The sequence below is a fragment of the Leuconostoc sp. DB-1 genome, from assembly GCF_013414845.1.
GTDB lineage: Bacteria > Bacillota > Bacilli > Lactobacillales > Lactobacillaceae > Leuconostoc > Leuconostoc mesenteroides.
On record NZ_JABFNJ010000001.1, the window covers coordinates 402150 to 427702 of the forward strand.

At 38.3% G+C, this 25553-nt stretch carries 23 protein-coding genes, 3 pseudogenes, 1 riboswitch and 1 other annotated feature; of the genes and pseudogenes, 23 read left to right on the forward strand and 3 right to left on the reverse strand.

All coding sequences use genetic code 11. The features are described from left to right. The first annotated feature begins 9 nt into the window (after positions 1-9). The 16 genes and pseudogenes from HFP47_RS01935 (at position 10) to HFP47_RS02010 (ending at position 15028) form a co-directional block, all read left to right on the forward strand. Positions 10-156, forward strand: coding sequence for a hypothetical protein (locus tag HFP47_RS01935; RefSeq protein WP_179875954.1), 147 nt, complete (start codon positions 10-12; stop codon positions 154-156). A gap of 6 nt (positions 157-162) precedes the next feature. Beyond that, positions 163-380 (forward strand) — a binding site (T-box leader). Positions 381-457: 77 nt separating this feature from the next. After that, on the forward strand, positions 458-2416 hold the full coding sequence (gene thrS / locus HFP47_RS01940) for a threonine--tRNA ligase (protein ID WP_179875955.1): 1959 nt from the start codon (positions 458-460) through the stop codon (positions 2414-2416). Positions 2417-2540: 124 nt separating this feature from the next. Further along, positions 2541-3914, forward strand: a complete 1374-nt coding sequence (locus HFP47_RS01945) for an amino acid permease (protein ID WP_025267895.1) — start codon at positions 2541-2543, stop codon at positions 3912-3914. Positions 3915-4036: 122 nt separating this feature from the next. Beyond that, the gene (locus HFP47_RS01950) at positions 4037-4699 is read left to right on the forward strand and encodes a VTT domain-containing protein (protein ID WP_179875956.1); all 663 of its coding nucleotides are present in this window, start codon (positions 4037-4039) and stop codon (positions 4697-4699) included. 48 nt (positions 4700-4747) lie between these two features. Then, positions 4748-5293 (forward strand): hypothetical protein, encoded by a 546-nt coding sequence (locus HFP47_RS01955; RefSeq protein ID WP_011679468.1) that lies wholly within the window; start codon positions 4748-4750, stop codon positions 5291-5293. Positions 5294-5476: 183 nt separating this feature from the next. Further along, positions 5477-6318 (forward strand): annotated as a pseudogene (locus tag HFP47_RS01960) (fructosamine kinase family protein). 86 nt (positions 6319-6404) lie between these two features. Beyond that, a riboswitch (Lysine riboswitch) is annotated at positions 6405-6572 on the forward strand. 83 nt (positions 6573-6655) lie between these two features. After that, positions 6656-7948, forward strand: coding sequence for a diaminopimelate decarboxylase (gene lysA / locus HFP47_RS01965; RefSeq protein WP_179875957.1), 1293 nt, complete (start codon positions 6656-6658; stop codon positions 7946-7948). Position 7949: 1 nt separating this feature from the next. After that, positions 7950-8650 (forward strand): annotated as a pseudogene (dapD, locus tag HFP47_RS01970) (2,3,4,5-tetrahydropyridine-2,6-dicarboxylate N-acetyltransferase). Further along, positions 8650-9804: an N-acetyldiaminopimelate deacetylase gene (locus HFP47_RS01975; protein WP_179875958.1), complete on the forward strand. Its 1155-nt coding sequence runs from the start codon at positions 8650-8652 to the stop codon at positions 9802-9804. Before dapD ends, HFP47_RS01975 begins: the two are co-directional and overlap by 1 nt. Before the next feature lie 2 nt (positions 9805-9806). Continuing rightward, positions 9807-10673, forward strand: coding sequence for a 4-hydroxy-tetrahydrodipicolinate synthase (dapA, locus tag HFP47_RS01980; protein WP_048592875.1), 867 nt, complete (start codon positions 9807-9809; stop codon positions 10671-10673). Beyond that, on the forward strand, positions 10673-11395 hold the full coding sequence (dapB, locus tag HFP47_RS01985) for a 4-hydroxy-tetrahydrodipicolinate reductase (protein WP_011679473.1): 723 nt from the start codon (positions 10673-10675) through the stop codon (positions 11393-11395). The genes dapA and dapB overlap by 1 nt, the downstream gene beginning before the upstream one ends. Before the next feature lie 89 nt (positions 11396-11484). Continuing rightward, positions 11485-12287: pseudogene (gene recX, locus HFP47_RS01990) on the forward strand (recombination regulator RecX). A gap of 50 nt (positions 12288-12337) precedes the next feature. Beyond that, positions 12338-12907 (forward strand): DUF402 domain-containing protein, encoded by a 570-nt coding sequence (locus HFP47_RS01995; protein ID WP_004164346.1) that lies wholly within the window; start codon positions 12338-12340, stop codon positions 12905-12907. 107 nt (positions 12908-13014) lie between these two features. Beyond that, the gene (locus HFP47_RS02000) at positions 13015-13698 is read left to right on the forward strand and encodes a rhomboid family intramembrane serine protease (protein WP_004164345.1); all 684 of its coding nucleotides are present in this window, start codon (positions 13015-13017) and stop codon (positions 13696-13698) included. Then, positions 13695-13901, forward strand: coding sequence for a YqgQ family protein (locus HFP47_RS02005; protein ID WP_011679476.1), 207 nt, complete (start codon positions 13695-13697; stop codon positions 13899-13901). Before HFP47_RS02000 ends, HFP47_RS02005 begins: the two co-directional genes overlap by 4 nt. A 161-nt stretch (positions 13902-14062) precedes the next feature. Then, positions 14063-15028 (forward strand): ROK family glucokinase, encoded by a 966-nt coding sequence (locus HFP47_RS02010; protein WP_004164341.1) that lies wholly within the window; start codon positions 14063-14065, stop codon positions 15026-15028. Positions 15029-15083: 55 nt separating this feature from the next. On the opposite strand, the gene HFP47_RS02015 is transcribed toward HFP47_RS02010, so the two are convergent. Then, on the reverse strand, positions 15084-15683 hold the full coding sequence (locus HFP47_RS02015; protein ID WP_010293329.1) for a DsbA family protein: 600 nt from the start codon (positions 15681-15683) through the stop codon (positions 15084-15086). A 141-nt stretch (positions 15684-15824) separates the two neighbouring features. On the opposite strand from HFP47_RS02015, the gene HFP47_RS02020 reads away from it, so the two are divergent. The 4 genes from HFP47_RS02020 (at position 15825) to mgtE (ending at position 19613) form a co-directional block, all read left to right on the forward strand. After that, entirely contained in the window at positions 15825-16400 is a 576-nt protein-coding gene (locus HFP47_RS02020) for a GTP pyrophosphokinase family protein (RefSeq protein ID WP_004164333.1), read from the forward strand. Further along, positions 16397-17191: an NAD kinase gene (locus HFP47_RS02025; protein ID WP_011679477.1), complete on the forward strand. Its 795-nt coding sequence runs from the start codon at positions 16397-16399 to the stop codon at positions 17189-17191. Before HFP47_RS02020 ends, HFP47_RS02025 begins: the two co-directional genes overlap by 4 nt. Before the next feature lie 154 nt (positions 17192-17345). Next, positions 17346-18245 carry an RluA family pseudouridine synthase gene (locus HFP47_RS02030; protein WP_011679478.1) on the forward strand — a complete coding sequence of 300 codons (900 nt, stop codon included), beginning with the start codon at positions 17346-17348 and terminating at the stop codon, positions 18243-18245. A gap of 3 nt (positions 18246-18248) precedes the next feature. After that, a complete protein-coding gene (gene mgtE, locus HFP47_RS02035) occupies positions 18249-19613 on the forward strand; it encodes a magnesium transporter (RefSeq protein ID WP_011679479.1) in 1365 nt (454 codons plus the stop codon). A 53-nt stretch (positions 19614-19666) separates the two neighbouring features. Here mgtE and HFP47_RS02040 read toward each other — a convergent pair whose 3' ends face one another. Together HFP47_RS02040 and ade are read right to left on the reverse strand one after the other, a co-directional pair. Continuing rightward, positions 19667-20164: a hypothetical protein gene (locus HFP47_RS02040; RefSeq protein WP_011679480.1), complete on the reverse strand. Its 498-nt coding sequence runs from the start codon at positions 20162-20164 to the stop codon at positions 19667-19669. A 4-nt stretch (positions 20165-20168) separates the two neighbouring features. Continuing rightward, on the reverse strand, positions 20169-21824 hold the full coding sequence (ade, locus tag HFP47_RS02045; protein ID WP_011679481.1) for an adenine deaminase: 1656 nt from the start codon (positions 21822-21824) through the stop codon (positions 20169-20171). 207 nt (positions 21825-22031) lie between these two features. On the opposite strand from ade, the gene glmS reads away from it, so the two are divergent. The 3 genes from glmS (at position 22032) to HFP47_RS02060 (ending at position 25528) form a co-directional block, all read left to right on the forward strand. Further along, positions 22032-23837: a glutamine--fructose-6-phosphate transaminase (isomerizing) gene (gene glmS / locus HFP47_RS02050; protein WP_011679482.1), complete on the forward strand. Its 1806-nt coding sequence runs from the start codon at positions 22032-22034 to the stop codon at positions 23835-23837. A 117-nt stretch (positions 23838-23954) separates the two neighbouring features. Then, entirely contained in the window at positions 23955-24734 is a 780-nt protein-coding gene (locus tag HFP47_RS02055) for an isoprenyl transferase (protein WP_011679483.1), read from the forward strand. Continuing rightward, positions 24734-25528: a phosphatidate cytidylyltransferase gene (locus tag HFP47_RS02060; protein WP_011679484.1), complete on the forward strand. Its 795-nt coding sequence runs from the start codon at positions 24734-24736 to the stop codon at positions 25526-25528. The genes HFP47_RS02055 and HFP47_RS02060 overlap by 1 nt, the downstream gene beginning before the upstream one ends. Positions 25529-25553 lie beyond the last annotated feature (25 nt).

The following is a 25553-nucleotide window of genomic DNA, read 5'->3' on the forward strand; positions in this document are numbered from 1 at the left end:
ATAATAAAAATGGCACTTACAAAAAATCAAATTGCTGCACTACAAAATGTTTTTGATAATGGTATTTTAGATCATGATGCCGAGGCATTAGAAGCGCTAAAGATTGTATTAGCAGATTTAAAAAATAATTGCAACACAGCAAAAAAAATGTTATGATGTTTCTCAGAAACATTGATAAGGACAACTCGATTGTCATGTACTTAAAGAGAGTTCATGTTTGGTGAAAATGAGCAGTGCATACATAAGAGACTACCTTTGAGTGGTGATTTAGTAGTTTTAAATGAAAAGTTGCCCGGGTGATACCGTTATATATCATTTGAGAGAAATAGGAATTTTTCCTGTTTTAAACTTGGGTGGTACCGCGGTAAAACGTCCCTTTAGATCTAATAAGGATCTAAAGGGACGTTTTTGTTTTATTAATGTAAAATACTAGAATGGAATTTGAAAGGAAAATAGCATGGCAGAAATCAGTCTTACATTCCCAGATGGCGCTATTAAAAAGTTTGATGAAGGGATTAAGCCAATTGGGGTTGCCGAAAGTATTTCAAAGTCATTGGCAAAGAAGTCAGTGTCAGGAAAAATAAATGGTTCATACATTGGCATGAACGATGTTATTACTGAAAGTGGCGATTTTCAACTAATCACTACATCAGATAGCGAAGCATTAGATCTACTTCGTCACTCAGCATCTCATTTATTAGCACAAGCATTAAAGCGAATTCCAAAATTTGCTAACATTCATTTTGGAGTTGGTCCTTTTATTGAAAATGGCTTCTATTACGACACAGATAATGGGGCTGGCAATCAAGTGTCAATCGAAGATTTCCCTGAAATCGAGGCGATGATGCACAAAATTGTGAAAGAGGATCTACCTATTCTTTCTCGCGAAATCACACGTGATGAAGCATTAGAAATGTTTGCTGATGATCCATATAAAGTTGAGTTAGTAAATGATCTACCAGTCGATGAAAAGATCACAATTGCTGTTCAAGGAGATCATATTGAGCTTGATAAGGGTGGTCTGGTACCATCAACGGGTTGGATTAAGCATTTTAAGCTTACTTCAGTGGCTGGCGCTTACTGGCGTGGAGATTCAAGCAACCCAATGATGCAACGAGTATATGGAACGGCCTTTTGGAAAGCAGCTGACGTTGAAGCAGAAATTGCTCGTCGTGAAGAAGCTAAGGAACGTGATCATCGTGTCATTGGACGTGATCTTGATCTATTCTTTACTAGCCAGGAAGTTGGTTCAGGATTACCAGTTTGGCTGCCAAATGGTGCAACAATTCGTCGCCAAGTTGAAAGATATATTACAGATAAAGAGCTGTCAAATGGCTACCAGCACGTTTACACACCAGTATTGTCTAATTTGAACTTATATAAGACATCTGGTCACTGGGACCATTATCGTGAAGATATGTTCCCACCAATGGATATGGGGGATGGCGAATTTTTGGAATTACGTCCAATGAATTGTCCATCACATATCATGGTATTTAATCATAAGCCACGTTCATACCGTGAATTACCAATGCGTATTGCTGAATTAGGAATGATGCATCGTTATGAAAAATCTGGTGCTTTGACAGGGTTATCTCGTGTTCGTGAGATGACATTGAACGATGGACATACATTCGTTGAACCAGAAAAGTTAGAAGAAGAGTTTAAGTCTATTCTAACAATGATGATGGGTGTCTATCGTGACTTCAACATTAAAGATTATCGTTTCCGTTTGTCTTATCGTGATCCCAAAAATACAGAAAAGTATTTTGATGATGATGAAATGTGGGAAAAGTCACAAAAGCAATTGAAAACAGCAATGGATGATCTCGGTCTTGATTATTTCGAGGCTGAAGGTGAAGCTGCTTTCTATGGTCCAAAGTTAGACGTTCAAACAAAGACTGCCATAGGTAATGAAGAAACATTGTCAACTATCCAATTAGACTTCTTGTTGCCAGAACGATTTGACTTGAAATATATTGGTCGTGATGGTCTGGATAATCATCGTCCAGTGATGTTACATCGTGGTATTGTTGGTACGATGGAACGTTTCACAGCCTACTTGATTGAAATGTACAAGGGTGCTTTCCCAACATGGTTGTCACCTTTACAAGTACAAATCATCCCTGTTAATTTAGGTGCTCATGGTAATTATGCGAACGCTGTACAGCAGAAGTTACAGGATGCTGGATTGCGCGCTAATGTTGAAACAAAAGACGCTAAGATGGGCTACCTCATTCGTGAAGCGCAAACGAACAAAATTCCATATACTTTGGTACTAGGCGATTCAGAGGTAGATAGTAACACGGTTACTGTTCGTAAGTATGGTGATACAAAAACAGTTACAATGTCATACGATGAATTCCAATATTTGATTTTGTCTGATGTTTCTAATTACTCACGTGAAACCGAATGAACAAAATAGCGTTGTTTATTTTTAGAAAAAAATCAGCATACTAGATCATGTATGTATGAAAAGTCAAAGCACCCTGAGATGATCGAGGGGTGCTTTGCAATAGGAAAGGGAAATTTATATTATTATGTCCGATTCAAAAGGCGACAGTAATCTTCCGAAACGAGGTTTACAAAACCGACACGTTCAGTTAATAGCTATTGGTGGAACAATTGGTACTGGTCTATTCATGGGGGCAGGAAATTCAATCCATTTTGCTGGACCGTCCATTTTATTGGTTTACTTAGTTATTGGAATGTTTATGTTTGTTGTAATGCGTGCCATTGGTGAACTGCTGTATGCTGATCCCAGTCAACATACCTTTATTTCTTTCATCACTAAATTTTTAGGTAACCGTGCCGGATTCTTTGCACGTTGGTCATATTGGTTAACTGTTGTATTTATGGGGATGGCAGAGCTGACTGCAGTGGCAAAATATATTCAGTTTTGGCTGCCGGATTTACCAAGTTGGTTGATTCAAATCGTCATGCTTATTTTGCTAACGTCGATCAACTTAATTGCCGTAGCACTTTATGGTGAAACTGAATTCTGGTTTGCCATGATAAAGATTGTAGCCATCCTATCATTGATTGTGACAGGTATTATCATGGCTTTGACAGGATTTGAAACACCAGTTGGAAAAGTTGCTTTTAGTAATGTTTGGCATCACTTTGAGTTATTTCCTAACGGGGTTGGTAATTTTATTAATGCCTTTCAAATGGTCATGTTTGCATTTGTCGGCATGGAATTTATTGGCATGACAACGGCTGAAACGGAAAATCCCCGTTCGGTTTTGCCCAAAGCGATTAACCAAATTCCTTGGCGCATATTGTTTTTCTATCTGGGTGCATTGTTCATTATTATGACGATTTATCCATGGCAGAAAATTCCAGAGGATCAAAGTCCTTTCGTGATGGTTTTCCAGTTGGCAGGTGTGAAATGGGCTGCCGCTTTAATTAATTTCGTAGTATTGACGAGTGCTGCTTCAGCATTAAATTCAGTTTTGTTTAGTGCTAGCCGTAATTTCTTTGCTTTATCATTCCAATCTAAGGCCAAGTTTTTACAACCATTTAGAAAAACATCAAAAACACAATTACCAGTGAATGCTGTACTGGTTACATCATTAATGGTTGCTTTTTCGGCCTTAATCTCGGTTATTCCATCAATCACAAATGCATTTAGTTTTGTGACAAGCGCATCGACGGACTTGTTTTTGATGATTTATGTACTCATATTATTCGCTTACATGAAGTATCGCAAGTCAGATAGTTACATGCCTGATGGCTTTCTTGTCATAGCACCCAAGACGTTAGTGCCATTGGCAATTCTGTTTTTCAGTTTTGTATTTATTACGCTTTTCTTTAATCCAGAATCTCGTCTACCAGCAATTGGTGCTACCATTTGGATGGTCGTGTTTGGCTGTATTTCAATGAGACAACCAAAACAGGCATTAAATAAGTAAGTTACCGTAATTTTTCTGGTTAGAAGGCAATTAAAATCGCAATAGGGATGAAAAGGTATATTTTAATATGACATGCTCACATGTGTGGTAAAATATTACTATTCGTACTTTAGGGGAACTTTATGTCATTTCTAATTGATTTTATTTTGCACATTGATGTCCATATTGGTAATCTTGTGCAAGCGTTCGGTTTATGGACGTATTTGATTTTATTTGCAGTAATTTTCATTGAAACTGGTAGTGTGATTATGCCGTTTCTACCTGGAGATTCACTGTTGTTTGCTGCAGGAGCTATTGCTGCTACGCCTGCTGGGCTAAATGCCGGACTTAATCATTGGGTATTTATGATTGTATTCTTCTTAGCAGCTGTTATTGGTGACTCAGTCAATTTTTGGATTGGTCGTACAGGTGGTTATAAAATTTTACATCATCGTTTCTTTGGTCGTTTCATTAAAGAACAACATATCAAAGAAGCTGAAGCTTTCTTTGAAAAGCGTGGTGCTGCGGCAATAATCATTGGGCGATACATGCCGATTGTCCGCACATTTGTACCGTTTGTGGCTGGTATCAGCCAATTTTCATACAAACATTTCCTACGTAATAGTTTGATTGCTGCGTTCTCTTGGAGTTTAATTGCAACCGGTGCTGGTTATATGTTCGGAAATATTCCATTTGTTAAAGCACACTTTTCTGTAATTATTTTGGGTATTGCGTTGGTCACATTAATGCCAACAATCATTGGTGTCGTTCGTTCAGCAATGGTTGCAAAGAAACAGAAAAAATAATGTCGAAATAACCGCCATTCATGGCGGTTTTTCTGTATAATTATAACTATGAATAACTTAAAAAAACTACAAGAATTAACTAAAATTTCAACAATAGAGATTGCTGATGCACTAGATGTTGAAGTTGAAACTGTTGAAGCATGGCAAAATGAAGAAAAAGTACCCAGTGTGAGTGATTTTGAGGCATTAAGTGGCATCTTCTCTTCTCAATTGGATGCTCAAGGAATCGACTCTCAATCCAGCAAGCATCCAATCCACATTCGTTTATCTGTGGACTATCTATTGAACCTAGGAATAACACTTTCAGATTGGATTACTTTAAAGTGGGCCTTTGAAGGTCAGTGGAACAATGATCAGTTAGCCATCGGATTTTTTTCTAATAATCAATTAGTACGTGTTATTAGCACTGAAAGTGAATTTTCGGATGCTTTTGCAGGCTATCTGATTTTACAAACTGAAGGTGAGTTTGAACCATATATTGATGAATTTGATAATGATAGGGAATACGATTGGCGTTTGTTGCGTTTGAACGATGAAAAATTTGTGGATGTAACTAACGATTTAATTGCAGCCAATTTACCAGTCATCAGCTAACAGTAGAGAAGTACACAAAGTAGTGACGTCTGTATAATATTATGATACACTACAATCAGATGATAATACCTGTGAGACAATTGAATAAATTTGTCGATAATAAGGGTATTATTTTGCCAAAAACACAGTTTTCGTAATGGAAATTGTGTTTTTTTGTTCCGATAATAAATTTTGGAGGATAATATGGACTTAGGCAACGATTTTGTTACTCGTTTGGGACTTGAAAAACCACACGACTTAGAAAAGGTACGTGGTGGCGACATTAACGAGGCGTTTTCAATCTATTCGAATAACCAGCGCTATTTTTTAAAGATTCAACAAAATGCTCAAGCAAGTTTTTTTGATCATGAAGTTGCTGGCTTGAAGGCTTTGGGGAAGAGGTGACCGTGCCGGCCGTTTTAGCACAGGGACAGTTACAAGGGCACGCCTACTTAGTCTTGACGTGGATTAATCAAGGAAATGGGTCACAACAAGAATTAGCAAAGTCGCTAGTTAAAATGCACCAAGCTACAGCGCCAAAGTTTGGATTTGATAGTGATAACTTAGTAGATTTTGTGCCTAAAAATAATACTTGGCAATCTTCTTGGGCTGAATTCTTTGTGAAACAGCGCTTGGATCCGCTAATGGCACAAGCGCAAAAAAATAATTTTTGGCTAACCCAACGTGGTGATCACTATAGTAATTTACGTGAAACAATATTAAATGATAATCACGCGCAAACAGTTCAACCATCACTACTGCATGGTGATTTCTGGGCAGGAAACTTTATGTTTAACGATCAAGGTAAACCTGTATTTATTGATCCTAACGTGTTCTACGGTGATCGGGAATATGATTTGACGATTTCAAGAGTGTTTGCCGGCTTTAGTCCGTCATTTTATAATCAATATATGCAAGAATGGCCATTGGATGATGGCTGGCAAAAACGTGAAAAATGGTATGAGTTTTATTATATACTAATGCACTTTACACGCTTTGGTGATATTTATGCACCGCGGATGAACAAATTATTAACGTCTTTTTAAAATCACATGATTGCTAGCAAAGAATTAGACGAAAAAACCTTGACATTCAATAATGATTCAGTCATAATAATGACAGAATAAAAATTATTTCACATAGAGGTCGCGATTGACAATACACTTACCGGAGTTGCTGTAGCAATTGATAGTAAGCTTAGGGATATCGCCGAAATCAAGGGTGTCTACAAATGACCTTGATTGGGCTAATAGTTAAGAGCTATTAGACTGTCGCAGAGATGCGGTGAGCTATGGAAACTGTCAAAAATGCTAACAATGCCCTTTGATAAGTCCGTTTTGCGAACCTATCAAAGGGTTTTTTTGTGTAATTCAAGGGGAAATGATGACGTATCCAATAAATGAAAAGCAACATCTGACAGTTGATGGTGTTGATACAATCGAACTGGCAAAGACATATGGCACGCCGTTAGCAGTTTACGATGTAACACTTATTCGTAAGACAATGAGAGCGTTTAAGCGTATCTTTGAACAAGAAAATGTCCCATATGTAGTGAGTTATGCTGGTAAAGCTTTTGCTACTAAAGCAATTTATCAGGTGGCAGCTCAAGAAAATATTCACGCTGATGTCGTGTCTGGTGGGGAATTATACACAGCAATTAAAGCTGATTTTCCAACTCAGCATCTTAGTTTTAATGGTAATAATAAGAGTTATGATGAACTTGTGATGGCCGTTGAAAATGGTGTGGGAACAATTATTGTTGATAATTTTCTTGAGTTACAGCTACTGTCAGAAATTACGGCGGAAAAAAATGTTATTCAAGATATTTTACTACGTATTTCACCAGGAATTTCAGCTCATACTCATGAATTTATTAGTACTGGTCAACAAGATAGTAAATTTGGCTTTGATTTACAAACAGGTCAAGCGAAGCAGGCCTATGATATTGCAATAAAAGATAACCATCTTCATTTGCGTGGCTTACATGCGCATATTGGATCTCAAATATTTGATGTGACTGGATTTGAGAAAAATGCAGCACTATTAGCAGATACTGCTTACTCATGGGGATGGCAACCAGAAGTCATTAATCCTGGCGGTGGATTTGGTATTCGTTATACTGATGAGGATCAACCTTTGCCAGAAAGTGAGTTTGCGGATGCTATTATCCGTGTTTTGAAAGAAAAGGCTACACAGTACGATTGGGCAATGCCAGAAATATGGATTGAACCTGGTCGTTCGATTGTCGGACCAGCCGGACAAACCCTATATACAGTTGGGTCGCGTAAGGATATTCCAGGAATTAGAAATTACTTGGCTGTAGATGGTGGTATGGGAGATAATATTCGTCCAGCACTTTATCAAGCAAATTACGAAGCGGTTTTAGCCAATCAACCAAATGCTAAAAGTGAAGAAATTGTGCGGATTGCTGGTAAATATTGTGAGTCAGGTGACGTATTGGTTTGGCAGGAAGAATTACCGGCGACAAAACCTGGTGACATTTTATCTGTGCTTGCAACAGGTGCGTACGGGTATGCAATGGCTTCAAATTATAACCGAAATCCACGACCGGCCGTTGTCTTCGTGGAAAATGGTCAACATCAAGTCGTTGTTGAACGTGAAACTTTTGAACACATGATCAGTTTAGATCAGGATTATACTCTAGGAGATAAATAACATGGCTGAAAACGAAGCACAAAAATTAATTAATTTCATTGCAAATGCAAAAAAAATTACCCCAGTAAAAGTTACATATAAAGGTACATTGGCAACTGAAGTGCCAGATACTGTGCAACAATTTGGAGATGAGTCATTTGGACAATTAATTGGCGACTGGTCTGAAATTGAATTGTTAATTAAGAATCTACCATCAGAAGATGTATTTATTGAAAATGATTCACGTAACTCTGCCGTCCCTTTGCTTGATAAAAAGAAATTAATGCTCGCATTGAACCAGGTGCCATTATTCGCGATCAAGTTGAAATTGGTGACAATGCGGTGATTATGTTGGGCGCAGTGATTAATATTGGTGCAGAGATTGGTGCTAACACAATGATTGATATGGGTGCTGTACTTGGCGGCCGTGCCATTGTTGGTGAAAATTCTCATATTGGTGCTGGCGCGGTATTAGCTGGTGTCATTGAACCAGCATCTGCCCAACCTGTTCGCATCGGAAATAACGTGCTAGTTGGCGCTAATGCCGTCGTTATTGAAGGCGTACAGGTCGGTGACGGCGCAGTAGTTGCGGCTGGAGCGATTGTCACAAAGGATGTACCAGCCAATACAGTAGTTGCGGGTGTTCCTGCAAAAGTCATTAAGGAGATTGATTCGAAGACGCAACAAAAGACTGCGTTAATTGACGCATTGCGAGGCTTATAATGCCAGTTAGTGAAGAAGATTTGAAAACCTATCGGCGTGACTTACATAAAATTCCAGAACTTGCTTTAGCGGAATTTAAAACGCATCGTTATTTGTTAGAAAAGATTCAATCTTGGCAAACTAATTTTATGACAATACGTCAAGTAGAAGAATTACCTACGGCATTGCTTGTGAAATTTTCTGGGACTGACCCAAGCCGGACGGTAGGATATCGTGCTGATATTGACGCGCTACCAGTTACAGAAGATACTGGATTGCCATTTGAATCAACACATAAAGGTGTTATGCATGCATGTGGTCATGATGTTCACATGTCTTTAGCTTTGGGATTAGTTCAGTATTTTAGTGAGCATCAACCTAAAGACAATTTAATTGTCTTTTTCCAACCGGCTGAAGAGTCAAAAAGTGGTGGCAAATTAGCGGTTGATTTAGGAATCTTTGAAGGTGAGTGGCATCCTGATGAATTTTACGGCATTCATGATCAGCCTAATTTACCTGCTGGAACTTTGAGTACCTTAGCGGGCACTTTATTTGCTGGAACGGCCGAGCTCGAAATTGACATCCATGGGCAAGGTGGTCATGCGGCCTATCCCCACTTAGGTAAGGATCCAATTGTCATTTCGGCTGAATTAATTATGTTGTTACAAACTGTTGTATCGCGTGACGTTGATCCGATAGAAGGTGGTGTAGTGAGTCTTGGAATGATTAGCGGCGGCTTTACAAATAATGTTATTCCAGACACGGTGCATCTTGCCGGAACAGTTCGTAGCATGACCAAAGATGGCTTGGATAAAATGACAACACGAATTCGCCAAATCGTTGAAGGTGTGGCGTTGGCAAATGATGTCAAGATTAATGTTCGCCTTGAAACAGGAAGTTATTTGCCTGTTGAAAACAATCCTGACTTAGCTAACAATTTGCTGAGTTTCATGGAACAGCGTCAAGACATTGCTTTTGAAGAAGCAAAACCTGCGATGACAGGTGAGGATTTTGGTTACATATTGCAACATATTCCTGGTGTCATGCTTTGGCTGGGTGTTAATGACAATCATTCACTGCACAGTGCCAAGTTAAACATCGATGAAGCAGCTTTGTTGCCAGGATTTAATGCTTTGAAAGATTTTATTGAGTGGCGAATGTCACAAGGAGAATAAGCATGTACGAAGGAATTAATTTAATTACGGCAATTATTACGCCTTTTACAGTAAACGATGAGATTGATTATGAGTCATTAGAGAAATTAATTGAACACCTGTTAAATCATGGTTCGCAAGGATTTGTGATTGCAGGAACAACAGGTGAATCTCCAACACTGTCTTTTGAAGAGAAAGTAGAGTTGACACGGTTTATTGCAAAACAGGTTGGTAATCGTGCACTTTTAATTGCTAATGCAGGTTCCAATAATACAAAGGAATCCGTAGAAGCAGCCAAAGCTTTAAGCAAAATCGAGCATATTAACGGCATCTTGGCAGTAACACCGTATTATAATAAGCCAAGTCAAGCTGGTATGATTGCACATTTTAAAGCTATCGCTGATGCATCCGAAAAGCCTGTTATGTTATATAACATTCCTGGACGTACGGTGGTCGGTCTCACGGTTGATAGTGTGATTGAATTAGCTCAACATCCTAATATTAATGCAATTAAGGAAACAACATCAACTGAATTTGTTGAAGCAGAGGTAGAAGGGACCACTGGATTTGCAGTCTATACTGGTGAAGATGCAATGACTCTTTCGGCTTACACCGTCGGCGGTGCTGGAACAATTTCGGTAGCTTCACATCTTTATGGTGACGAAATGTCTGAATTGTTTTCTGCTATGAATGCAGGTAATTGGCGCGAAGCTGGGCGTTTGCAACGTTACCTAACCCCACGAATGAATGCCCTATTTGCTTACCCTTCCCCAACTCCAGTTAAGACGAAATTAGCCGAAAAAGGATTCGTACGTGAAGCTGTACGTCTGCCTCTTATTCCTTTAAGTGACGCAGAAAAATTACATTTGAATGAATTATTGGAGAAATAATGACAAAAATAATTTTAGCTGGTGGTTTTGGTAAATTAGGCCAAGCTATTCAAGATAACTTGAATGAAGAATATGAAATTGTTGGTATTGTGAGTGGTCATCAACATGAGAGTAAGGTACCTGTATGGACCTCCTTATCAGATATTAATGTGGCAGCAGATATTTGGCTGGATGTCAGTACCCCAGCAACTGTATTTGACAATGCAATGTACGCAATCGAGCACAACATGCCGCTAGTGATTGGTGCCACTGGTTTGTCTGATGAACAAGTAGCAATACTGCGTGAACAGTCATCAAAAGGCGTTTTAATTGTACCTAACTTTAGTTTATCAGCGGTTTTGTTAATGCAATTCTCACAGTTAGCGGCCAAATATTTTCCTGATGCAGAAATTATTGAAGCGCACAACCCTAAAAAGGTGGATGCACCATCTGGAACGGCTAAGCAAACAGCAAGATTGATTGCAAAAGCCCGCATTGCGGAACCTACATCAACAAAATTAGCGCCAGCTCGCGGCGAACAGATTGATCGTGTGCCAGTTCATGCTGTACGGTTACCTGGCTATATCGCACAGCAAAGCGTTTATTTTGGTGGTGTGGATGAGCAATTAACGCTGACCCAAAGTACAACAAGTCGATCAGCCTTTGTACCAGGTGTAATTCGCGCTATAGAAGCTGTGAAAAATATAGACGGTGTTGTCATCGGATTAGACCAAATTATTTAATTTAAAAATTGTGATGTTAATGTCAGTATTAGCATCATTTTTTATTTTAAAATACATGTGAATAGCAATATTTATCGTACAATAGAGTTATGAAAAAGATAACTAAAATTTCAATTCAAAAAAAAGCGGGTCGCTATAATATTGATCTAGATAATCAATTCGCTTTTGGTGTGGCGGAAAGTGTTCTCATTAAATTTGGTTTGGCGAAAGGGCGAGAATTAGATGACGAATTAATTGCAGAAATTAAGCATAATGATTCCATTGCCAAGGCGTTAAGCATTGCTCTTAACTTCCTTAGCCACTCATTGCACACAGTCAAACAAGTGAAACAGAAAATGAGTGAAAAAGAGGTATCTGAAAGTATTCAGGATGAAGTTGTTGCACAATTATATGAACAAAAATATATCGATGATTTAAATTATGCGCAACACTATGTTTTAACAAAAAAAATTATTAGTCCTAAGGGACCCAATGTTATCAAGATGGATTTGAAGCAGGCAGGTGTTAATGATGATGATATCGAAACAGCATTATCTGATTATACTCACGAGGAGCAAATTGAAATTGCAGAGAAACTTGCTTTAAAATCTGCTACCACATACAAAAGAGAATCAACTCGTGCTAAGAAACAAAAATTGTACAAGCTTTAGCCACAAAAGGATTCTCTTTTGATATTGCAGAGATTGTTGTTGATAGGGTGATTACAGAAAATGACGATGAAATTGAGTTAGAAAATATCAAGCGTCAAGCGGAAAAAAGCTGGCGACGCTACCGTAACGAAGTACCAAGTCAAAGGATATATAAAACTAAAAATAGTTTGTATACGAAAGGTTATAATGCCGAATTAATTAATGTGGTAATTCATGAGTTAGAAGTATCTGCAGATGATTGAAATGTGGTACAATTAAATAGGAATTCGGTGTTAGAAGAGTAGGTAGCGTTATGAACGTTGATAGACCCAGTCGTGGACCACGAGAAGGTGACTTCATCACGATCAAAAGCTATAAGCATGATGGCTCGTTGCATCGAACTTGGCGCGATACCATGGTACTAAAGACCAGTGAAAATTCTATCATTGGCCTAAACGATCACACTTTGGTAACGGAAGATGATGGTAGACGATGGGTTACCCGAGAACCTGCTATTGTTTATTTCCATAAGAAATATTGGTTTAACATTATTGCGATGATTCGCGATAATGGTGTATCGTATTATTGTAATTTAGCTTCTCCGTATGTACTCGACAAAGAGGCGCTAAAATATATTGACTACGATTTAGATATTAAAGTTTTTCCTGATGGCGTCAAACATTTACTGGATGCAGATGAATATGCGGCTCATAGTAAAAAGTGGCATTATCCGCCAGAAATCGATAAAATTTTGAAAGCTCATGTCAAAATTTTGGTTGATTGGATAAACGAAGGTTCTGGACCATTCTCACAAGGATATGTTGACGTTTGGTATACACGATATCAATATTTGATGCAACAGCGGTTAAAAGATCGTCGTTGAGAAAAAGCATTCGATTTGTCGAATGCTTTTTCTGATGCATACGAATAAGTTAATTCATTTATCACACAACAAAACATAAAAAATCATAATCTGTTAAAATAAAGGTTATGAAGGCATTAAAAGAACAATATCAAACAGCACCGATAACGACAATTATATTTTTGGTAACTACTTTTGTATTCCTAATTGAGCTTGTATTAAGCCGCGGAACGACGGAGAATAGTGAATTCTTAATTAATATGGGTGCAAAATGGGGACCATATATTCAGTTAAAACATGAATACTGGCGATTGTTAACGCCGGTTTTTCTCCATGCTGGTTTTTTACACATTGTCACTAATATGATCACTTTATGGTTTATTGGACCACTTGTTGAACGAGCATTTGGTAGCGCAAAATTCTTTGGACTATATTTTTTTGGTGGCATTATTGGTAATATTTTTTCATATTTATTGGCGCCGTCGAGTGTTTCTGTAGGTGCATCTACAGCACTTTTTGCCATGTTTGGTGGATTGATTTTGTATGCCATTCGTTTTAAAGAAGATCCGCAAGTTAAGTCGATGGGAACAATGTTGGGGCTCTTTGTCATTTTGAATTTAGTCACAGGATTTTCATCAACGGATATTGATATATGGGGACACATCGGTGGCTTAATCGGTGGGATGATGTTTGCGGTAATGTTTGGTTTCTATGGGCGCAGTGGGAAATACGCTATTCGAGTGCGCTTAATCATGGGCGCTATAACAATATTGCTGATTATTTTAACTTTTTGGGCAGGTTTAAGAATATGAAAACATTTTATGATGTATTACAATATTTAAAAGAATTCGGTGTGTATATTCACGTTGGTAAGCGTCTGTGGGATATCGAATTAGCAGCACTAGAAGTAGATAATCTCTACAAAACTGACATTTTAAATGCAAAAGATTATGCAACGATTAAGTTAATTTTATCACATGAACACACAATGGAAGTCGAAAATCCAAGTGATTGAAAACATTTAATGAAAATGATGAAAACGCTTGCACTATGTAAGCACTTTCTGTTAAAATATGTAAGTAATAAATTTTATGGAGGAAACATGCATTGCGCTGATTAATCATCATATAAGGCAGTTAATTTGTCTTTAGAAATACGCTTTGCACTTTAATAATCATGGCAAAAGATAAACTTATTGGCGTTGATCTTGGTGGTACAACTATCAAGTTTGCAATTTTGACTGATCAAGGTGAAATTCAACAAAAGTGGTCAATTAAAACAAACATTTTGGATGATGGTGCACACATTGTTCCAGATATCGTTGAATCCATTAATCATCATTTAGACTTATACCAATTGGATAAAGAACGCATCATTGGTATTGGTATGGGTACACCGGGAACTGTTAACCGTGAAACAGGTACAGTCACAGGCGCCTTTAACTTAAATTGGAAAACAGAACAACCTGTCAAAGCAGATATTGAGGCAGGAACTGGATTTACTTTGACAATTGATAACGATGCTAACTCTGCTGCTCTTGGCGAAGCATGGAAGGGTGCTGGTAATAATGATGATGAAGTTTCATTCATTACCTTAGGTACCGGTGTCGGTGGTGGATTGTTAGCCAATGGTCAGCTAATCCACGGTACAGTTGGGGCCGGCGGAGAAGTCGGTCACATGATTGTTGAACCTGATGGATACTTGTGCACATGCGGTAATCGTGGCTGCTTAGAACAATATGCTTCAGCTACTGGTGTTGTTCATTTGGCACAAAATATTGCTGAAGAATATGTAGGTAGTTCAAAATTAAAGAAGATGATCGACAATGGAGAAGAAGTCACATCAAAAATTGTCTTTGATTTAGCAAAACAGGGCGACTTTTTGGCAAATAAAGTTGTTGACAAAGTGGCTTACTATTTGGGTTATGCCACAGCTACTATGTCTAATATCTTGAATCCATCAGCCGTTGTTATCGGTGGTGGTGTTGCTGCTGCTGGCGAGTTCTTGCGTGCACGTGTTGAAGAACATTGGACCAAGTTTGCTTTCCCAACAGTTCGTCACTCTACACGTGTAAAGTTAGCGGAGTTAGGTAACGATGCTGGTGTGATTGGTGCGGCGAGTCTAGCTCGAATAACTGCTTAATATGATTACAAATAAAAAACTGCTATCTCGTAGCAGTTTTTTTATTTGTAATCATTTATGCTAAATTAACTGATGCTTCTGCGTTTTTTTCTGATGCATCATCATCTGATATATGGGGTAAAAATGCAGGTAGCAAATCGTTAACAGAGAAATCAGTTAAGATTTGTGTTTTTAAATCGACTGCATCATCAATCGCTACCGTAGCCTGAACCTTTGGCATCATACCGTGAGCTAGTTGTTGATCTTCTAATATGGCCTGCATCGTTTCTTTTGAATTACGGTTATACAGAAAGTCTGTGATGTTGATGCCCACTTTTTTAGCAATATTGATTACTAAATTACGTGAGTATTTCTGATGACCAACCGTTAGCGCCTCTTGTAGGTTAATGAGTAATGCTCGCGCTTTTTTATTACCTTCAATTTGAGCAGCTTTGAAATCGAGAGTGAGTCGATAGACTAAGCTGGCTTTGTCTGTTGGTTCATCAGCACATGATGAATTATCATCTTTAATCATTTTCAAAATTGGTTCATTGATTAAAGGCACAAAAAACAGATGATGTGAACGATGAATTTGTTGACTAATTTTTTGTAGATATTGCTCTGTAATTAAGCAATTATCGGACAGTGGCGTATCGAAATGATATATAGATAGCATGATTGTTCTCCTGAGTTATTAACTTATTCAATATACAAAATATTAGTATAGTCGTCAAGGGTGTACTTGACAAATGATACGCTCATAAATATGTTAAAATAGAATAGTAGTAATTAAAAAAATATAATAAAGGATGACAGTATGGATTGGGATCATTTTTTTATACCATATATTCAAACCGTCTCAGAGCTTAAAGTAAAATTACGTGGTTTGCGTCAGCAATACGAAAAATCTGGTGAAGATTCATCAATTGAATTTGTAACTGGTCGTGTAAAGTCTCAAGCCTCAATTGAAGAAAAGATAGTTCGTCGACATTTAGATGAGAATCGGTTGGCTCTTGATTTGCAAGATATTGCCGGTGTTCGTATTATGACAAAGTATGTTGAAGACATTTATACTGTGGTCGATTTGTTGCGTCAAAGGACGGATTTTCAAATTTTAGAAGAGCGTGATTATGTCAGTAATGCTAAACCTTCGGGTTATCGTTCGTATCATCTTGTGATTGAATATCCAGTCCAGATGTATACTGGAGAACTAAAAGTATTGGCAGAGATTCAGGTGCGGACAATGGCGATGAATTTTTGGGCTACTGTGGAACATGATTTACGTTATAAGCATGGGGAGTTGAACGAAGATTTAGCAAATCGACTGACTAAACTATCCGAATCAACTTTTGCTTTAGATCAAGAACTTAGTGAGATAAGAGCAATAGAATGAAAATCGCAATTTTCAATAATCATGCTGAACATAGCGTGATTATTGCCAAAAAATTAATACTGGCAATGAAGAAAAATAATGTCGATATTGATGATAGAAATCCGGATATTGTCGTTTCCGTTGGTGGGGATGGCACGCTTTTGGGCGCTTTTCAAAAGTATGTTGATCAAACAGAAAGCGTGCGTTTTGTTGGCCTTCATACAGGTCATTTGGGGTTTTATACGGATTGGTTAAGCACGGAGCTTGACCAGTTTGTTGATAGTTTAATCCATGATAACGGCCAAAAAGTTAGTTACCCACTACTCGAGCTGACTGTTGTGAGAACTAGTGGTGAATCTTACAAATTTTTAGCGCTTAATGAAGCGGTTATAAAGCAACCTATTGGCACTTTAGTTGCCGACATATATTTAGGTGGCCAGGCCTTTGAGCGTTTTCGTGGAGATGGTATTGCTGTTGCAACGCCAACTGGATCAACAGCTTATAATAAGGCTAATGGTGGTGCAGTGCTACATCCGAGCTTGCCAGCAATTCAAATGTCTGAAATAGCCTCAATTAATAACCGAGTATTTCGAACCTTAGGTTCACCGCTAATTGTGCCACAAGATCAAGAAATTGTGATGAAACCAAAAAGCAATCATTTTTTGGTTATGTATGACCAAGAAGAGATTAAAGGGCACAATATTACTGAACTACGCTTTAAGGTCTCTGAAAAAAGGGTCCATTTTGCTCAATATCGGCATGTGGATTTTTGGCGACGTGTACAGAATGCCTTTATCAGTGAAATTGAATAAATTAAACAGCTAATTACTGTCTTGAGGGACAGGATTTTTTATACATAAATTTGAGAGGAAATTTAGTAATAGTTTGTTCCAAGGCGGTACAAGCTAAATATTATATAATGCGATTATTGTAGTATATAATTTAAGTTATTGAATAAGATTAAATATGAAATTTACTTGGAAATATAGTGGTAATGAACAGCGTAAAGTGCGTACTTTTTTGCAAAACCATGGCGTTTCACATAGAATGTTTAGCCAGATGAAGCATAACGGCGGCGCAATCTTGGTTAATGAAAAACCAGTTTATACATCCGATTATTTGAAGAATGGTGACATCGTTACGATTGTTATGCCTACGGAAAAAAGTAATGACTTGGTTGTGCCGGACTATAAACCATTAGACATTATATTTGAAAATGAACATTGGCTAGTTGTTGATAAACCATACGGTATAACAACGGTTCCAGGACATGCTGATCGTTTGCATACTTTGGTCAATCAAGTTAAAGGACATCTCGAAACAATTAAGGCTGATGATTTAGTTCCTCATGTTGTTACTCGCCTCGATCGTGATACATCAGGAATTGTCTTATTAGCCAAGCATAGATTTGCCCATGCTGTCTTGGATCAACAATTACAAGACCACACGGTTGAAAAATTTTATTTGGCTTATCCATCAGGAATTTTAGCGGATGATCATGGCGATATTAATGCACCAATTGGTCGCATGGATGGTGATTTTATCAAAAGAGAAGTCCGTGATGATGGCAAACCATCTCGCACAGAATATTGGGTAGAACGTCGTTATGAAGATGATGAACAAAATATGACTCGTGTGAAGGTGCAATTGCATACAGGACGAACACATCAAATTCGTGTTCATTTTGCCAATATAGGGCACCCTTTGGTAGGGGATACTTTGTATGGTGGACCAGCGTGGCATGGATTACAAAGACAAGCGTTGCATGCTTATCATATGAAATTTTATGATCCCTTCATTGAGGAATACCGAGAATTTAATACGCCTTTACCAGACGATTTAAAAACTTTGAGAGATATAGAGTAAACAGTGGAAGAAAAATCAGAACAACTACATCAAAATATCGCTCATCTTTCTGATTTATTGCATTCAGGACAAGATGAGGCTTTTGTGACGTCATTTAATGCGCTACACGACTTTGAAATGGGACAAGTGTATAGTGGATTGCCTGAGCAATTACGTGCAGTAGCATGGCGATTACTTGACAATGAAACATTAGCGACTGTTTTTGATAATATAGATGTTGATGATGAAGATATTGATGACCTCTTGCAAGAAATGCCTCCTCAAAAGGCGGTTCAAATTTTGCGCAATATGTATGCCGATAACGAGGTCGATCTTCTTCAGGAAATGCCAACGCGGTTAGTTGCAACCTACTTAAGCTTAATGCCAAAAGATGAGGCTGAAGATATTCGTAAGCTGATCAATTATGAGGAGCAAACTGCTGGGTCATTAATGTCAATTGAGTACTTGGCAGTTGAGGCAGATTTGCGTGTTGATGAAGTGATGCGTTTAGTTAAGCAACAAGCACTTGAAGCTGAGGCGATCAACTACGTTTATGTATTGGATAAACAAGAACGGCTAGTTGGTGTTATTTCTCTTCGTGATTTGTTAACACATCCTGATGATATGTTGGTATCGGAAATCACGAAAGACAGAATTATCAGTGTTAAAGCTGGTGATGATCAGCAAGACGTTGCACAAATTGTGGCTGATTATAACTTCATATCCATTCCAGTTACAGATGATAATGACCGATTATTAGGTGTCATTACAGTTGATGATATTGTGGATGTTATTGATGAAGAGGCTGTTGAAGATTATTCTGGATTGGCTGCCGTTAACGTTAGCCAAACAGATGATACGGCGTGGCATTCGGCGATTAAACGTATTCCTTGGCTGATTGCACTTCTTTTATTAGGAATGTCAACGGCTACACTGATTAGTTCATTTGATGGTCTGGTACGAAAAGCGTCAATACTGGCTGTGTTTATTTCTCTGATTACTGGTACAGCTGGTAATGCTGGGACGCAAGCATTGGCTTTGGCTGTCCGGCGCTTAGCTGTGGGAAGTAGTAATAGTGCCGTCAAAAATTTCTTGAGTGAAATTCTTGCAGGGTTTTTAGTAGGGACAGCAACGGGTTTCTCGGTTTTTCTAATTGTTACTTTTTGGAAGCATAATTATCAACTGGGTCTTGCGGTGGGAATCGCGATGGCAGTTGCCATTATGGTAGCCAACCTAGCGGGGTATTTGATCCCTGAACTTATTGATAAATTAGGCATGGATCCGGCGGTAGCAAGTGGTCCATTTATTACAACTTTATCAGATTTAACTTCAGTTCTAATTTATTTTAATATTGCGCAATTATTTATTTCACATTTTACCGGTGCATAAAACTAAAACACAGAAAAAAGCAATGGCGGTTCTCATCGCTATTGCTTTTTTGTTTATATGATTTTAAATATTGGTTTGATTTGCTTCGCGAAGTTACCATCAGGATCATTGACAAATGAAGCGTAGTCTTGCCAATATTTGTCTGATAAAATAATTGGTTCAGCAATATTATCGGGGATGTATTGGCGAGGAATCGCACCATCCTCAGTAACGGGGCCGTCATAACTGTTGATGAAGTCCTGCATTTTTTTCTCAATGACAAGCGCCTGTGGACCAAACCAATTATATGGTTCTCGATGGATATTGCTTTCATCAATATTAAATAATTCGTCACGATTAATCACTTTAAATGGATGGACCAAAGTAATAAATTTAACTTGACCAGTGTCACTAACTTCGGCTAATGCGCCTGCCATTTCAGAAGGTAGGTTTGGTTGTTGATGCACCGTTGATGCCAGAAGTAGTTGGCCTGCATAAGAAATATCTAAAGTTATGGGTTGCCCAATGATCATTGTTAATAATTTTTCTGGGGAAATACTTAATGCTCTCATTTTTTTAATCCTGTACTGTTATGAAATCAAATTTTTCGAAATCGAATAGGCCTTGATCGGTAATCTTTAAACTTGGAATGACCGGTAATGCCATGAACGATAAAGTTAAAAATGGATCAAATGGCACGTCACTGATTTCTGAGAAAGCTTGTAGTAATTGCTGGTTAGTTTTGATGACATTTTCAAATGGTTGATCTGACATTAAACCGCCAATTGGGAGTGGTAGGGTCGTAATTTTACCATGGTTAACGACAACTTGGCCACCGCCGATTTCATGCAGCGTATCTGCTGCTAAAATCATGTCGTCGTCGTTTACGCCTGCTATAATCACGTTATGGGAATCATGAGCAATAGTTGAAGCAATCGCACCGTCGCGCATGTTAAATCCTTTGATGATACCGACACCATGGCCAAGATTGTGATAACGTTCTGCGACTACAATTTTAGCGAAAGTTTCGTTTGCAACGAACAGCCCTTGCTCAACAGGAACTTCTTCCACTGTGTGCTCGGTGGTGATGTGGTGAGGTGTGATATTGATAATATGTGCTGGTTTATCAGATTGGAGAGGTAAGGCGATATCGGATTTGGTTAATGAGAAGTTTAATGATTGGTTGGCTAACGGTGTGACAATTGATTGATTGTCTTTATACCAATGACCACCAATCATGACTTTTGGTGTCTCCAAATGTGCTAAATCATCGAATACTGCTAGATCGGCCACAAATCCATCTGTCAATGCGCCGATATTTTGTAACTTATGCGCTTGAGCGGCATTATACGTTGCTATTGTAAAAGCAATTGCTGGATCCATACCATTTTCAATGGCAAGTTTCACGCTATAATCAATGGAACCTTCACTTTGGATGTCGTTAGCTGTTTTGTCATCTGTGGCAAAAGAAAAGTGTGATTGATTGGCCATTGTAATTGCAGGCAGTATTGCTTTTTCATCACGCTCAACCGTGCCTTCGCGAACAAATATGGAGAAACCAGCATTTAAGCGTTCTAATGCTTCTTTTGCATTCTCACTTTCGTGATCAGTGTCAATGCCAACATTTCGATAAACTGCAAGTTGCTCCGGAGTTAAACCGGCAGCATGCCCGTCAACATGTCGACCAGCATCTTCAGCATCTTTAATTTTTTGTAACATATCGGGATCAAGATTTGCTACAGCAGGAAAATCCATAACTTCTGCTAAACCGTTGACTTCCGGCACGCTATAGAATGGCTTTAAAGCATCAGCGTGAAGCGTCGCTCCAGCATGTTCAAAAGGTGTAGCGGGTACTGAAGAAGGTAACATGTAATGAATGTTTAGCGGTGTTTGTTTAGCATCTTCCAACATATATTGGATGCCAGACACACCAGCTACACTGGCAATTTCATGGGGATCTGCAAATATTCGAGTGATTCCATGTGGTATAACCAGTTTTCCAAATTCACTGGGCGTGAGTAATGAGCTTTCAATGTGTAAATGGGAATCTATCAACCCAGGCACAATATATCCGCCACCAGCATCAAATGTATTTTCAGCTGTTAAGTCACTTCGCTTTCCGCGGTATAAAATTTGATTATCGTTAATCCATAATTCTGTATCGTCAAATTTTAAATTAAATACATCTAGAATTTTGGCATTTTTGATGTGCCATGTAACGAGTTTTGTCACAATATGTCTCACCTTCAATTTTTTTATATGATACCATAAACTCATATTGTATAGAAGAAATATTCTAAATAGTAATGTTGTACCAATCACTTTTATAAGGTATACCAATAATTAAAAAGTTGTTTGACAATGGCTTTTAAGCTGTGTAAAATAACACTTGTGAACAAAATAAAAAATAAAACCATTTTTGAAAGTAGGACTATATAAATGTGTGGAATTGTTGGATTTACTAGTTTTAATCAAGTGTTACCAACTTTGTTAAAAGGTCTAGAAAAGCTAGAATATCGTGGTTATGATTCAGCTGGCGTGTATGTAAATGATGGTGACCAAGGAGACTATTTGGTCAAGGAAACAGGCCGTGTAGCTGATTTGGAACGTGCTACGGAAAATAAGAATATCAAGGGTACTTCGGGTATTGCTCATACGCGTTGGGCAACTCACGGTGGTGTATCTGTTGAAAATGCGCATCCCCATGCTTCAGAAGATGGACGTTTCTACTTAGCACACAATGGTGTGATTGAAAATTACGATGAATTACGTGATACATATTTGCAAGGTGTAAAACTACATTCTCAGACAGATACAGAAGTTGCTGTCCAATTGATAGATAAGTTTGCAAAAGAAGAGAACTTGTCAGCAGTCGACGCTTTTAAGAAAATGATTGCTTTACTAGACGGCAATTCAGCATACGCATTCTTGTTGATGGATCGTCAAGAACCCGGGATTATGTATACTGCTAAAAAGAAAAGTCCTTTACTGATTGGTGTTTCAGATCAGGGAAATGTGGTGACCTCTGACGCTGCTGCTATGTTAGATATAACCCATGACTTTATCGAATTGATGGATGATGAAGTAGCGATTGTTGAGAAAGATAAAGTGACATTATTCAATGCGCAAGGAGAACCAATTACCCGGTTACCATTCCACCTCGATATTGATGCTGCAGAAACAGATAAAGGTGTTTATCCATACTACATGCTTAAAGAAGTGGATGAGCAAGCAATTGTTACTCGCACGCTTTCTCAATATTATTTTGATGACGAGAATAATATTCAAAATATCGATGCCAACATTATTGATGCGATGAAAGCGGCTGATCGCTTATATATTGTTGCTGCAGGAACATCGTATCATGCCGGATTAGTTGGCAAACGGTATTTTGAACAATGGGCTAAGATTCCGACTGAAGTCCATATTTCTTCAGAATTTGCTTATGATCAACCAATGCTCAGTCAAAAACCATTCTTTATTTTCTTGAGCCAATCAGGTGAAACGGCTGACTCTCGTGAAGTTTTGGATAATATTACGAAACAGGGCTATCCAACCTTGACTATTGCTAATGTTATGAATTCAACATTAACACGAGAAGCTGACTTCGCATTACCTCTACTCGCCGGACCGGAAATAGCGGTTGCTTCTACCAAGGCATACACGGCTCAAATAAGTGTTGAAGCTATTTTAGCCCACGCTATTGGTCATTCAGGATTGAATTTGAAGCTTGAATTGGCGAAAGTAGCTGTTGAAATGCAAGTGATCATTGATCAAAAAGAAGATTTTAAAGCAATAGCAGAAAGTGCATTATCTGGACAGCGCTCAGCATTTTATATCGGACGTGGCCTAGACGCTGCCGTAGCTGTTGAGGCGGCACTCAAGTTAAAAGAAATCTCCTACGTGCAAACGGAAGGGTTTGCTGCTGGAGAACTAAAGCACGGTACGATCTCACTTATTGAAGAAGGAACACCAGTTTTTGCACTCCTTACACAAGCGAAGACAGCTGGATTAGTTCGAGGTGAAATTGCACAAGTTGCCGCACGTGGTGCTAATACAATTGTCATAGCAACCAAAGAACTGGCTAAAACTGGCGACGCCTATATTTTGCCAGAAGTCAATGAACTACTGATGCCATTATTGGAAGTGATTCCAGCTCAATTAATTGCCTATTACGCAACTCTAGATAGAGGGTTGGATGTTGATCGACCTCGAAACTTGGCAAAGAGTGTAACAGTTCAATAAAATATAAAAATCGATAGAAATATTCTTATCGATTTTTTTTGTACGCAGCGTTTCATTCTGGTAAAATGTACTAGATACCATTATGCAAAAAAATATTGCATACGAAGGAGGAGCGTTTTGGCGCTTTTTAAAACAAAAGAGAACACCGTTTACGATACTACGCAACTTAAAATTCCAGAGCATATTGCAATTATCATGGATGGTAATGGTCGATGGGCAAAGAAACGCTTAATGCCAAGAGCTGCGGGACACAAGGCTGGCATGAATACAGTAAAGCGCATTGCGTCTGCAGCAAGTGATATGGGCGTTAAAGTCCTGACACTATATGTATTTTCTACGGAAAATTGGTCACGTCCCAATGATGAGGTCAACTTTCTAATGCAGCTGCCAATCGCTTTTTTTAATGATTTCGTACCTGATTTGATTAAAAATAACATTCGAGTTTCTGTTACTGGAAATGTTGATGCGTTACCAGCAGCGACTCAAGATGCTGTTAATAGAGCAATTGAAGAGACTGCCAGTGGTACCGGCATGGTTTTAAACTTTGCAATGAATTATGGCGGACAAATTGAAATTGTTGATGCTACAAAAAAAATAGCCGAAGAAGTAGCCAAGGGCCATTTGTCACCGGATGATATTAATTCGGAAGTTTTCGCTGCCGCCTTACAGACAGCACACTTGGGAGACTTGGCCACACCAGACTTGATGATTCGAACCTCTGGTGAATTGCGCTTGAGTAATTTTTTGCCATACCAAGCCGCTTACGCAGAATTATATTTTACTGATGTTCTATGGCCTGACTATTCTTCGGATGATCTAATGACAGCCATACAATCTTATACAAAACGAGATCGACGATTTGGCGGTCTCAATGATGAAAGTGAGAAACAAGCTTAATGAAAACACGTGTTATTACAGCAGTCGTTGCTTTAATTATCTTTGTGCCATTGTTAGTAATTGGTGGTATGCCTCTTTTGATTTTGACGTTAGCCATGGCAGTTGTTGCTATGAGCGAGATACTACGTATGAAACATCGTTTTTTCGTATCTGCGGAAGCATTGCTGAGCTTTGTTGGTGTTATTGTAATTACACTACCGAAATCAACTTGGCAAGATATGCCATTTAATATTAATGGAAGCGTCATTTTTTATATTATTGTCTTCTTACTTTTGCTACATACCGTTTTGAGTCGTAATCATTTTAATTTTGATGATGCAGGAACATTGGCGCTGACGATTGTATATGTTGGTACAGGATTCCATTACTTTTTTCAAGCAGATAGTAAGGGGATTGCTACGGTCATGTTCGGTATGCTGATTGTATGGATCACTGATTCAGGTGCTTATATGGTTGGTCGTGCCATTGGAAAAAATAAACTGGCTCCTAAAATCAGCCCCAATAAAACTTGGGAAGGTTCTATTGGTGGTAGCATGGTAGCTATTATTGTGATTCCGGCATTATTTACCATCTTCCATTGGTTGCCGGATTATAACTTCATCGAATTGCTAGCGTTTACGGCCATTTTGTCAATTGCTGGTCAGTTAGGTGACTTAATTGAATCCGGTTTCAAACGTCATTATGGTGTGAAAGATTCGGGTAATATTTTGCCTGGACATGGTGGCATATTAGACCGTTTTGATTCAATGTTAATCGTTATGCCTATGATGGCCGTATTGGGTATACTCAATTAAAAATGATTTTGCAAGATTATTAGAT